At 26.5% G+C, this 12,802-nt stretch carries 10 protein-coding genes and 1 pseudogene; 1 reads left to right on the forward strand and 10 read right to left on the reverse strand.

The features are described from left to right. Positions 1-342 precede the first annotated feature (342 nt). On the reverse strand, positions 343-1,920 hold the full coding sequence (locus IR152_RS15545) for a cell wall-binding protein Cwp5 (RefSeq protein ID WP_227452833.1): 1,578 nt from the start codon (positions 1,918-1,920) through the stop codon (positions 343-345). A 316-nt stretch (positions 1,921-2,236) separates the two neighbouring features. Continuing rightward, positions 2,237-4,648 carry a cell wall-binding cysteine protease Cwp84 gene (locus IR152_RS15550; protein ID WP_227452834.1) on the reverse strand — a complete coding sequence of 804 codons (2,412 nt, stop codon included), beginning with the start codon at positions 4,646-4,648 and terminating at the stop codon, positions 2,237-2,239. A 150-nt stretch (positions 4,649-4,798) separates the two neighbouring features. Here IR152_RS15550 and IR152_RS15555 point away from each other — a divergent pair, with 150 nt between their 5' ends. Continuing rightward, on the forward strand, positions 4,799-5,218 hold the full coding sequence (locus IR152_RS15555) for a GtrA family protein (protein ID WP_227452835.1): 420 nt from the start codon (positions 4,799-4,801) through the stop codon (positions 5,216-5,218). Between the two features lie 295 nt (positions 5,219-5,513). Here the strand turns inward: IR152_RS15555 and IR152_RS15560 are convergent. From IR152_RS15560 to IR152_RS20305, 8 genes and pseudogenes are all read right to left on the reverse strand, one after another. Next, positions 5,514-6,729, reverse strand: a pseudogene (locus IR152_RS15560) (IS256 family transposase). A 503-nt stretch (positions 6,730-7,232) separates the two neighbouring features. After that, a complete protein-coding gene (locus IR152_RS15565) occupies positions 7,233-7,670 on the reverse strand; it encodes a COG2426 family protein (RefSeq protein WP_227452836.1) in 438 nt (145 codons plus the stop codon). Between the two features lie 21 nt (positions 7,671-7,691). Further along, positions 7,692-9,062, reverse strand: a complete 1,371-nt coding sequence (locus IR152_RS15570; RefSeq protein WP_227452837.1) for an undecaprenyl-phosphate glucose phosphotransferase — start codon at positions 9,060-9,062, stop codon at positions 7,692-7,694. A gap of 199 nt (positions 9,063-9,261) precedes the next feature. Beyond that, positions 9,262-10,218: a glycosyltransferase family 2 protein gene (locus tag IR152_RS15575; protein WP_227452838.1), complete on the reverse strand. Its 957-nt coding sequence runs from the start codon at positions 10,216-10,218 to the stop codon at positions 9,262-9,264. A gap of 43 nt (positions 10,219-10,261) precedes the next feature. Then, positions 10,262-10,444, reverse strand: a complete 183-nt coding sequence (locus IR152_RS15580) for a hypothetical protein (protein ID WP_227452839.1) — start codon at positions 10,442-10,444, stop codon at positions 10,262-10,264. 25 nt (positions 10,445-10,469) lie between these two features. Then, a complete protein-coding gene (locus IR152_RS15585) occupies positions 10,470-11,777 on the reverse strand; it encodes a DUF6056 family protein (protein WP_227452840.1) in 1,308 nt (435 codons plus the stop codon). After that, positions 11,764-12,243: a hypothetical protein gene (locus tag IR152_RS20300; protein WP_311315448.1), complete on the reverse strand. Its 480-nt coding sequence runs from the start codon at positions 12,241-12,243 to the stop codon at positions 11,764-11,766. Before IR152_RS20300 ends, IR152_RS15585 begins: the two co-directional genes overlap by 14 nt. Next, a complete protein-coding gene (locus tag IR152_RS20305; RefSeq protein WP_311315449.1) occupies positions 12,243-12,737 on the reverse strand; it encodes a glycosyltransferase family 2 protein in 495 nt (164 codons plus the stop codon). Before IR152_RS20305 ends, IR152_RS20300 begins: the two co-directional genes overlap by 1 nt. Positions 12,738-12,802 lie beyond the last annotated feature (65 nt).

Consider the following 12,802-nt stretch of genomic DNA (forward strand, 5'->3'; position numbering starts at 1 on the left):
TGCTATTGCTATTGCTATTGCTATTGCTATTGCTATTGCTATTGCTATTGCTATTGCTATTGCTATTGCTATTGCTATTGCTATTGCTATTGCTATTGCTATTGCTATTGCTATTGCTATTGCTATTGCTATTTAGATTATTTTTCTTTATTCTAGTTTTGTCAATACTTTTATGTATTTTTTTGTTACATTCAATTCCGCTCCCCATGTTACCTCCCCAAAATTTATTTAAACATATATTGAACTATATATTTAGTTATAAGCCTATTTATCTATAAATATATTTAACTATATAACTTCAGATATAATTCCAACACACAGTTCACTTAAATATACATATTTTTAGCTAAGAAATTTCTTTAGAAATCCAAGCTTATCTAGTATATCTTGTATTTTATTGATTTTCTGGCTTATAGAATCTATAGCTTTTTCAATTGAATCGACCTTAGCCTCTAAATCCTCAAGCTGATTAACTTTTTTATCTATAGTTCCATGATTAGTAATGTCACTATTAGATGAGTTATCTATAAGCTTTCCTATATAACCATCATTAATCAATTTTGTATCATTAGCAGAAGCTAATATCATCATTGTTTCTATATCTGAATTTCTAGTATTTTCTATAACTCTACCATTTTTGTCACGAACTGACAATATAGTTATTGTATCATGATTATTAAATCCACCTTCTCCAATATTTCTAACTATAACATTTACCAAAGTAGCATAGTTATTTACTTCACCATTAGGCATATCTATTGTAATAGTTTTTAAGCAATCCCTATTTATATTCACAGTTATTGGTTTATTTGTTACCATCCTAAAAGCTTCATTTACAGTATCTTCTTTGGGGCTAAAGTTAATAATGTCATTAGGACTTGCGATATTCATCATATCAGTTAATTCCTCAACTGTTTTGGCTTCAAATACAGTTTTTTCTTGTAAACTCTTAATCTCGTCAAAAGCCTCTTCATTTCCACTTCCACCTACCTGCGTTATAATACTTAATTTTTTAGTACTAAGTATATCTCTCTGTTTTGTATTTAATTTATCACCAACCAAAACAACAGGAGATTCATTTTTTGCAGCCAACACTCCAACTGCTAACGAGTCTATTAATTGATTTTCATTTTTGCTACCATCCTTAGTCACATATAGATTGCTTAAATTCGTATCAGAATAAAACTTTTCTATAACTTTAGCATTAGTCTCATTTCTATCCTTTCCACTCAATCTTTCTGCATTAGGAAGGCTCTTTTCCACAGCTCTTGAAACAGAATTTGTACCTCCAATTACATATGCTTTTATAACTTTCTCATCTCTTATAAATTTATCAAAGGCTTCTACCCCATCCTGAGGGCTAGATAAAATTATAGGCATCTTATTTTGAGCTGCTGGTGCTCCAACGCTAACAGCATCACTCAATCCTTTTTCACCATTTACCACAGTAACTTCCTTAATATCTTTTATATCCTTAAGCTTATTAGCCAAAATCAGTGAAGTTTCATATCTGTCCTTACCATTAATTCTTTCTACATTAAGTCCCTCACTTTTTAATTTGCTCTCTATATCTTTATTAAGTACAGCAGTACCACCTATTAAATAAATATCTTTAGCTCCTAAACGCTTTATCTCTTCTTCAGTTCTATCATCTAGTTTATCACTTTCTGTCAAAAGTATTGGTGCTCCTTTAGCTTTTGCAAATGGTGTAGCTGAAAGTGCATCAGCTAATGAATTATCATTAACCAACACTACATTAGAACTAGAACTGTATGCCTTTTGACTTATCTTTACAGCAGTTTCGTATCTACCATTACCTATTAGTTTTTCCTCTGTAAGTGCATATGATGGTATTATAGAAATGCTACTTAAAGTAAGCGCTATTGTCAGTATTGTTAAAATAGTTTTTGGTGCTTTCATTATTATTCCCCCTTATTTTGTTTAAAATCTTACTATATTTATATTATAAAATATATTTACACTATTTTACAGTTTAAAATTATTACATTTTTTCTCAACAAAAAATATGCTGTCTTAAAATAGATATACGCTCTTTCTCATTGTTGAAATGATGAAAATATATTTAATTTCATACAAAAAAGAGTGCCTCATGAACTAAAAAGTTCATTTTAGGGCACTCCATTTTAAGGCACTCTATTTTTGCTATTTCATATTTATAAACTTTTATTAAAATATTTTAATAATAAAACATATCGATTTATTATCTTTCTATTCACTATTTTCCTAAAAGAGTATTTAGTTCATTAAAAGCACTTTCATTTCCATTTCCACCAACTCTAATAGGAGTTTCTATTTTCTTAGACTTAAGTACAGTTTTTTGACTTTCCTCTAACTTATTCCCAACTAGAACTACTGGTGAATCAGTTTTAGCACCTAATGCTCCTACTGCTAGTCCATCTATCAAGTCTCCTTGACTCTTTGAACCATCTTTAACAACAAAAGCATATTTTAAATCTGAACTAGTATAAAATTTATCTATTATCTTAGCATTAGTTTCATTTCTATTACTTCCTGCAAGTCTTGTTGGATTTGAAAGCTTACTTTCTAAATTTGATGATAAAATAGCTGTACCACCAATTATATAAGACTTAGTTATTTTTGATGAATTTAAAAATTCATCAGCACCTTGTAACTCACTCTTTTCATTAGTAAGTATTATTGGCATATTATTATCAGCAGCTGCTGCACCAACACTTATTGCATCTGGAAGCCCATTTACACCATTTGCCACTGCAACTTGTGAAACAGATTTTATACTGTTTAGCTTTTGAGCTAGAGATATACTAGTCTTATATCTATCGCTACCTGAAATTCTTTCTACTGATATACCCATATTGCTAAGTTGAGTTTGTACATTCTTACTTAAAGAATCTTCTCCACCTATTAGATAAACTTTTTTAGTTCCTAATCTTTGTAACTCTGCCTTAGTTTTTGAATCTAAGTTATCTTTTCCTGTTAAAAGAATTGGAGAGTCGATTGCTGCTGTAAATGGAGTTGCTGTTAAAGCATCCACTATTACGTTTCCATTTACTAGTACTGCATTTTGTGAAGAACTCCATCCTTTTTGACTAACTTTAACTGCTGTTTCATATCTATCTGCTCCAGTTAAAGATTCTCCTGAAGTAGCTTGTCCAGAAGATGTTTTTGTTATAGCTTTTATAACAAAGTTACAAGGAGAAAATTCACTATATGTATTTATATCTTCAAATTTATTATTTTGAAGTATGTAACTTTCACCTAAGTTTGCTTTAGCTTCATATAGATAGTATCCATCTATGTCAGTTTCATATGCTAAAGTTGATTTTTCCCTATTAGGATTTGCTGTGTTGTCTATAACTACTACTATTGCCCCTTTACCTTTTGGTAAGCTGTAAGAATTAGTAGGTACATTTATGTATCCAGAATATGATACTGTTCCATTTGCAAGTTTTGTCATTGAGTTATTTTGAGGAACTCCATTTACTACTGGTGCATAATATACTTCATATTTTGCTCCTACAGAGTCTGTTTCAAACATAACAGAGTCAAGTTTTTCAGAGTCTCTGTTAAAATCAAACACATTTGCTGCTGTTACTTTATTTGACATTATTTTGCTAAGACCAGCATATTCAAGTTGGTACATCTTTTTGTCACTATCTGGTTTTGATACAGATTTCATTGCATAGTTATCAGTATCTGTTAGTAGAGTTTTATCTTCATAAGAAATCCAGAAGAATCCTTTCATAGAATTAAACTCTCCCCAACTGCTTTTTACTAACCACGCTCCATTTGATTCTGGTTTTACATCAGATGCAAAATTATCTTTTGAATAATTATCATCCCATCCTACTATCGCTACAGAGTGATTCAAAGGCACACTTCTATCATTACAATTATATGCTGTTTCATCATCATTAAAATATCTTGAATAATGTGCATATCCAGATGTCACTGCACCATACTGCATTATAGCATTTTTTACAGTTTCCTTATCTTTATTAAGACGAACAACATCTGTTACATTAAATTGTGTAGATGCAGTATCCATATTTGAAGGTCTAGTTGCACCTTGCACCTCAGATTTAAGATTATATGGTATATCCTTTTCTAACTTAGGACCTGCCCATGCAGTCAGATATCCTATAGCTGTTACATTTGAACTACCTGACATATCATCTACATTCCATCCATGTGTTCCACCAGTTGACCACCATCTAAAGTGCTCTTCTGAAAGGTCATATGTTCCATAGCCTTTTAGCTTTAGGTATGACTCTAAAGTTGACATACTAGAAAATGCCCAACATGTGTTAAGGTCTCCCTGATTTTTTGCTGGTGTAGTCAATCCTAAATTCATTGGATTGTATGATGCACTTGATTTGTATGATGATGGAAGAGTGCTTCTTCCCTTATTGTGAAGTATTGTACCTTCCATTTCATGCGGAACTGGTATTACTCCATTATATTTAGCTGTGTCTCCATTTTTGACATCTTCTAGATATTGAAGATAACTTTCAGAGTACTCTGCAGTTTCTACTCCATTCAGAGTTTTATTGTTTTCTGCTGAGATAGGTATTGTTGACACTATTAAAAAACAAACTGTCAACAATGCCAGTAGCTTTGACAATTTTTTTGATTTATACTTTTTCATGTTTACCCCCTTATATGTATTTAATTTTTATTATATCAGATTTCTAAATCAAGGTCATATTTTATTTTTATTATAATAACTTTTATTTGCATACTAGTTAATAATTATGTTATATTGGATATTAATTATATTATTTAGGAATATTGATATATGGGGAGGAATTATATATTGATTTTAAAAAGATACAAAGAAATAATATTATATTTATTTTTTGGAGTATTAACTACACTTGTAAATATGATTACATATTTATTTTTTACTAGAATTGTAGATTTAGATTTTTTAATTGCAAATTTTTTAGCATGGTTATTTTCAATCTTATTCGCATATTTAACTAATAAATTTTTTGTATTTAACAGTAAAAAAACTGATTTCATTTTTTTTATAAAAGAATTTACATCTTTTGTAAGCTGTAGACTAATATCTGGAATCACTGAAATGTTAATTATGTATATAATGATTAATTTTCTCTTAATAAATGACTTTATTGTAAAAATACTTACTAATATAATTGTTGTTATTTTAAATTTTTTATTTAGCAAGGCTATAATTTTCAAGAATAAAATTTAACTCCATCATATTAGATAAGAGATATTATAAAAGTTTAAAACTTTTATAATATCTCTTATCTAATTCTAAATATAAAAATTCATTAACAAATTTAAGGTGTGTCTACATATTGTGGAGTCTGGAAATATTTATGTGTATTCTTTAAATAAAAATTTATTTTTTAAGTGATAATTAAACATTTATTGGTAAGGCTATGGCTTTAAAAATCATAGCCTTATTTTGATATTTTTTCCATTTTTGCAAAAATTATTACCCCTTTAAGAAAATTTCTTGATTTTTTTGAAATATTTCTTTATTAATTTAGAGTTAGATTTCTTTCTTCAAAATAAATACTTAAATGAGCTAAAATTTGAGTCCAATTTCTAATTTTCTGAGTCCATTTTTCAGAAATATCCATAGTTGCTAAGTATAATGATTTGTGCAAAGAATCATCCGAAGGAAAAATAGACTTCGATTTAGTAACTTTTCTTAATAATCTATTGTAACTTTCCATTGAATTTGTAGTATATATCAATGTTCTTATCTCTTGAGGATATTTAAAGTATGTTGCTAGCTCATTCCAATTGCTTCGCCAACTTCTTAATGCTATCGCATATTGGTTACCCCATTTTTCCTCTAAGAGCGATAGCTCACTTAACGCTACCTCTTCTGTAATTGCAGCATATACTTTCTTTAAATCTTTTGCAAATTCTTTTCTATTTTTATATGATACATATTTAAAAGTATTTCTAATTTGATGCACAACACATCTTTGTATTTCAGTATCGGGAAATACTGCTTTAATTGCATCAGAAAATCCAACTAGCCCATCTACAGAAGCTATTAATATATCCTTAACTCCTCTGTTTCTAACATCTGTGAGTACCTTTAACCAATACTTTGAACTTTCATTTTCTCCAATCCATATTCCTAAAACCTCCTTTATACCTTCTAAGTTAATACCAATAGCTATATATGCTGCTTTGTTTATTATTCTACCTTCACTTCTAACTTTGTAATGTATAGCATTCATAAATACAATTGGATAAATCATATCAAGTGGTCTATTTTGCCATTAATGAGCTAAAGGTATAACTCTATCAGTAATTTTAGCTATTAGTTAATGATATATATCTATTCCATAAATACTTTTAAGATTACTTGATATATCTCGAGTGGGCATACCTTTTAAATACTATTCCAATCACCTGGTTCTCTATTCCTGATATATCATTTTCATAGTTTCTAATTATCTTTGGTTCAAAATCTCCATTTCGGTCTCTTGGAATATTTAAAGTTGTTTTTCCAAAATCTGATTTAACATTTTTATTTCTATATCAATTTCTAGAGTTTTTAGTATTTTTATTCTTATTATCATACCTATCATAACCTAGATGGTCACCAAGCTCCGCTTCTAACATTTGATGAATTGTACTTGCAAATAAATCCTTTAACATGTCTTGTATGTCTGTAGTTGTTTTAACATCGTATTCTTCAATAAGTTTTTTTAATATTTCGTTTTTGTTAAACATAAAAAGTGTGCACCTTCCTTTTATATAGTGATATTTAATATTTTAATTATCATCATTTTTTAGAAGAATACACACTTTATTTTAAAGACCCATATTGTGTCTTATTTAATTTTGATTCATTAAAGTGATACTTTACAGAATGATACCCTATTGCATATTAACTTTTCTCAGGATTCCACTTTTCATATCTCTTCATTGACATTTAATACTTTCTACACTCTAACATTTTGATTAACATTTATAAAATATTTACAGTTATGAGCTTTTATATAGAACCTTAAACCTTTTATTTTTCCTTCCAACTTTAATACCATCTCTCCCAATGTTCTATGTTCTTCATGTATACCACTTACTTTGTATGGAATAACTGACTTTACTTTTACACTTGGATAATACTTTAAAATATTTTAATATTATTTCTTTTTCTTTGCTCAATTATCCACCATGAGCTCTATTTTTTGAAAACTCTTCCTCATGATATAGAATATTCGTGTATATCTTTTTTAAAATATATGATATGACACAATAAATATAATAAGGCCTGATAGTGCATTTCCTAAAAATATTCCTAGTATTGCATCTTTTAATCTCATCTCTAACAATGATGCTATACCTGCTGCACTCCATGCGCCTGTGGTTGGAAGAGGTATTCCAACAAATAAAATTAAACCTATAACACTCAAAGATTTTAATTTTCTTGCTCTGCTATGAATTTTATTCTCTATGGAATTAGTAAATACGCAAAAGTATCCTTTTAATTTTAAATAATTTAATATATATCTAAAAGTTAATATTATAGGTATTCCAATGAATGTAGATCCTATTAGACATGATAAATATACTAACAGGGGATTCAAATTTAAAGAAATTCCTATAGGAATTGCTCCTCTAAGTTCTATTATTGGTATCATAGAAAAAAATACTAAATTTACATATTCCAATACATCACTCCTCATTATAAACTAATAAGCATTCTTGTTTGATATACCTTTAAATATAGTTAAAAGTATTATTTTTATATCAAATAAAAATGACCAATTTTCTATATAATATAAATCATGTTCTATTCTTTTTTCTATTGATGTATCTCCTCTATATCCATTTACTTGAGCCCATCCTGTTATTCCAGGTCTAACTTGATGCTTAATCATATATTTTGGTATTTCATCTTTAAACTTATTTACAAAAAATGGTCTCTCTGGTCTAGGGCCTACTATTGACATTTCTCCTTTTAAAACATTAAAAAACTGCGGAAGTTCATCTATACTTATTTTCCTCATTATTGAACCCCACTTTGTTTTTCTTGAGTCATTTTTTGTCGTCCATTTTGTTTTTTCATCTTCATCATCTTGAACTTTCATTGATCTAAATTTATACATATAAAAATCTTTTCGGTTTAATCCAACTCTTATCTGTTTATATATCATTGGACCAGGAGATGTTATCTTTATCATTATTATTGAAAATAACATTATTGGTAATGTTATTAATATAGCAAATAAAGAAAAACATATATCAAATAATCTTTTACAGCTATTCTTAAAGTAATTATCCAAAGGCACATGTCTTATATCAATAATTGGCAATCCATCTAAATCATCTATATATGGCTTTGTAGGTACATAGTTATAATAATATGGAATTATATTTGTCTTAACGCCAGCTTTTTCACATTTATTTATTATTTCTCCAAGTCTAAAAGAATACTCTGAATCAATTGTTATAAACACGATATCTATATACATTTTATCTAGTATATTTTCTATATCACCTATATCTCCTAAAATAGACATCCCTTCAAATTCATCTTTTTTATTATCTTTTTCATTTAAGCATCCTAATATATTATACCCCCACTGACCATTTTTTTTAATTTTTGATACTAATGTTTTTGAAGCTTTTGTTGTCCCAACTATTAGACAATGCTTTTGATTAAATCCTTTAAGTCTGGACTTTCGTAATATGTATCTTATAATTATTCTAACTAAACTAGTTAATATGGTATTATAAATCATAAACAATAAAAGAACTACTCTAGAATAATTTATAAGTTTTACTATAAATAACACTAAAATCAATATTAAAGCTCCTATTATATTTGAAGTTATAACTTCCTTTATTTCTGTATATATACTACTTATTCGTTTAGTATTATATAAATTTAAAGTATTATATATTATAAAGTACATTACTGTAGAACAGATTGCAGTTACTACATATCCCTTTGTCCCGATTGAATTTATACCTTTTAATATATAAAATTTTGTATAATATGCAAAGACAAATGATAATAAAGTAATAGACATATCAAGTAATATATGTATATTATTCAATAGCTTCTGATTTTCTTTTATCATAAAAACACCTTTTTCTGTAAATATTTAATCAAGTAGATTTACTATAGCAGTTATTTTTCTATGTTATAATGCATACAAACAATAAATATCAATATATAGCAACTAGTAGAGCAATAGACTAGATTCAAGAAATAATCATTTATGCCAACTTTTATTAAATATGTATCTTTAATTACTATATGAATTTACTAACAATATATCTAAACACATTAACTATTAGTAAAACCTCTATTTTCAAATAATTAAATAAATTTTTAAATCTAAAATCTACTTTCTTCATTTTATGTAATGACTTTATTCCTTCTGTAATTCCACTTCTGTAACTTTTTCCAAACCCTTTTACTATAAAAAATATATGTTTTATAAAAAAACCTATTAAAAGGAACGGAAAATTCATAATTAATTGTACTAAGGGCATATTCTTATATATTGTATATATATTATTTCTTGCAGACAACTTAACTTTGAATTCATTATATTTACTTCCAGTCGTAGCACTACCAACATGATAAACTACAGCATCTGAGCAATATACATTTTTATAACCATTAATTTTAGCTCTATAACATATATCTAAATCTTCCATATATGCAAAAAACCTTTCATCAAAATAACCAATCTTCTCTAATATACATTTTCTATATATAGCGGCTCCTGCGCAAGAACTAAATATCTCCTTATTTTTATTAAATCTTTTTATGTTCTTACCATCACCTCTCTTTAATGTCCAACCTATTAAATTATAATCATCTCCTGCATCGTCAATAACATTCTTGTTATTGTATCTTACCATTTTTGATGATACAGAAAAAATTCTTTCATCATTATTTATTGTTTTCACTAAATTTTTCAACCAATCATGTGTTACTTCTGTATCATTATTTAAAAGTACAATATATTCTGAATTGGCCAATTTAATGCCTTCATTAACAGCAACACTAAAACCATAATTTCTATCCAATTTTTTAAAAATTATATTTTCATAATTTTTTAACCACTCATATGAATCATCATTAGAATTATTATCTATAACTATAATTCTAAAACAATTATAACTTTGCTTTAGTATAGAATTTATACATTTTCTTAAATATTTACATCCATTATAATTTGGTATTATTATATAAATCATAAATTTTCTCCAATTACTTATCTAAAATATCAAATACTTAAATCTAATTCTTATAAAAATTTTTCTTCCACTCATCTTTTGAAACAAATGTTATATCTGTATCTTTTGGTACACCATAAAACAGTTTATATCTTTCATTCCATAAATCTTTATGTGGAGTTGGAACCCATAAATATTCTTCATAAGGAAGTTTTTTTAGAACAATTTCCCTACTATTTAATTTCAATTGACTTTTTAAATAACTTAACTGTTCAAAATTTTCTTTTGCAATATATATATATACTTGAATAATAAATCATTAAACCCGCTATAGATATTGAGATAAATTTGTTTATGTATTTATAATCTAAATTTGAACATGACATTATTAAATTTAAAATTTCATTAATTATTAACATAAATATTACATATGTAACAAAGAAACAACGACTTCCTATTGGCTTAACAACAAATAATGGTGCAACTAGCAAAACTATACTAATCCATAAAAATAAAATTTTATTCCTTCTAAATTTATCCTCTATAAAATCCTTTATTAATACTCCTATAGAAATAAAATAAGCAACTGAAAAAACACCTTCAAAGTATTTGGTATATTTTAATAAAATTTGCCAACTACTATTTATATTAACCATCAAACTATAAAATGCATATAGAATAATAATTGTTAAAATTAAATTACTAATGTAATTATTTTTTATTTTAGAAATAAATTTTCTTTTATTCATAATTATTATTACAGCCAACAGTGCTAGAACTAGATTTAAAAATACATTATTTAAAAACAATTCTTTATATATAACATTAAAATAAGTATGTATAGCAGATAAAATAAACTCATATAAACCTCCACTTGGAACTTGTCTATATGTATCATTATTATTTAAAATAGATATATATGCTGAATTAGAAAACATTATTACTGCTCCTATAGTAGCTCCTATAAAATATATAATTTGAGCTGTATAAATTCTTTTAAACTTTTTATAACTATAAATAATAACAAATATAGAAATAAGGATACTATATATAGTTACATGCTCAACAATTAAAGAATTACAAAATGATAGTAAAAATAAAAAAATAATTTTTTGTTTAGAATAAAACAATTCATTTTTGTCAAAAATATCTTTAATCATATATATAAATATTAAAATTGTAAAAGCTGATATAGCATAGTTTGTAAATCCAGAAGTCCAAACAACAGCTTCTCTAAATATAAGTCTAGGAATCATTAACATTATCAAACAAGTTGTTAAAAAAATTGTAGTATTTTTTTTATTTGAAAATCTATATGTCAAAACTATTATTCCCCAAATAATCATACTTCCTGAGATTATTCTTAAAAATTTAAATCTTGTTAAAAGTAAAACAATTAAATTTCCTAAATATCGCCCATTATAATTATAAAAAAAGCTATTATATCTTTCTACACCAATTGAACTCCCCCATGCCCAATCATCACCTGTATAAGGAAAACTTGCTGTTATCATAAATAAAAATACAATTAGTATACAGTTTAATAAAATTTCTTTTTTATGCAATTTAAATTTCTGCATTTTCTTCCTCCAATTCAAAATCTTTTTCAGTTTCATTAACTATATACATAGGTCTATGCTTAACCTCAGTATATGTCTTTGATAAATATTGTCCAACAACACCTATACATAATAATTGTATCCCTGATAGAAATAATATTAAACAAGCTAAAGTTGGCCATCCAGTTGTACTTTCACCCCAAATCATAGTCTTAATAATTATATAAAAAGCATAACAAATAGAAATTATAAATAAACTTATACCAAGTATAGAAGATACTAATAATGGAACAGTTGAATAAGCTAAAATTCCTTCTAAAGAATATCTTAATAATCCAATAAAAGACCATGTTGTTTTCCCTGCTACTCTTTCTTCATTTTCAATTGATATCCATACTTTTCTAAATCCAACCCATTCAAATATTCCTTTTGAAAATCTATGATATTCTTTAACATCTAAAATAGCATTTATCATCTTTCTAGTCATCAACCTATAATCTGTAGACCATCTATTATTTCAGTTGAGGATATTTTATTAACTATTTTATAAAAAAGTTTTGAAAAAATAGTTCTTATAATTGGTTCACCATGTCTATTACTTCTTCTTGTAGCCACACAATCACATTTTTGTTCATTTATAATTTTATACATATCTTCAATCAATCTTGGTGGATGTTGTAAATCAGCATCAATTATAACACTATAATTACCATTACTTTTTTTTAACCCTGCGTACATGGCTGCTTCTTTTCCAAAATTTCTTGAAAAAGATATATACTTTGTTCTTGAATCCATTAACTTTAACAATTTAATTTCTTTTAATGAATTATCATTTGATCCATCATCAATAAATATAAATTCAAAATCTATATAATTCATTTTTTTTGATAAATCTTTTATTTCCTCATAAAAAATTGGTATAGATTCTTCTTCATTATAACAAGGTATTATTACTGAAATTAGCTTTTTCCTATATTTCATAATAGACTTTCCCTCCTATACTTATTTAGATTTCAACAGCATATTTTCTATACTTTAAAATAAAT

Origin of the sequence: Clostridioides sp. ES-S-0108-01, assembly GCF_020662285.1 — a bacterium.
Lineage (GTDB): Bacteria > Bacillota > Clostridia > Peptostreptococcales > Peptostreptococcaceae > Clostridioides.

What these genes read in the sequence shown, in the direction of transcription:
- IR152_RS15545 (WP_227452833.1), bottom strand. Translation starts at nt 1,920, where the DNA reads ATGAAAGCACCAAAAACTATTTTAACAATACTGACAATAGCGCTTACT.
- IR152_RS15550 (WP_227452834.1), bottom strand. Translation starts at nt 4,648, where the DNA reads ATGAAAAAGTATAAATCAAAAAAATTGTCAAAGCTACTGGCATTGTTG.
- IR152_RS15555 (WP_227452835.1), top strand. Translation starts at nt 4,799, where the DNA reads ATGGGGAGGAATTATATATTGATTTTAAAAAGATACAAAGAAATAATA.
- IR152_RS15575 (WP_227452838.1), bottom strand. Translation starts at nt 10,218, where the DNA reads ATGATTTATATAATAATACCAAATTATAATGGATGTAAATATTTAAGA.
- IR152_RS15585 (WP_227452840.1), bottom strand. Translation starts at nt 11,777, where the DNA reads ATGCAGAAATTTAAATTGCATAAAAAAGAAATTTTATTAAACTGTATA.
- IR152_RS20300 (WP_311315448.1), bottom strand. Translation starts at nt 12,243, where the DNA reads ATGACTAGAAAGATGATAAATGCTATTTTAGATGTTAAAGAATATCAT.
- IR152_RS20305 (WP_311315449.1), bottom strand. Translation starts at nt 12,737, where the DNA reads ATGAAATATAGGAAAAAGCTAATTTCAGTAATAATACCTTGTTATAAT.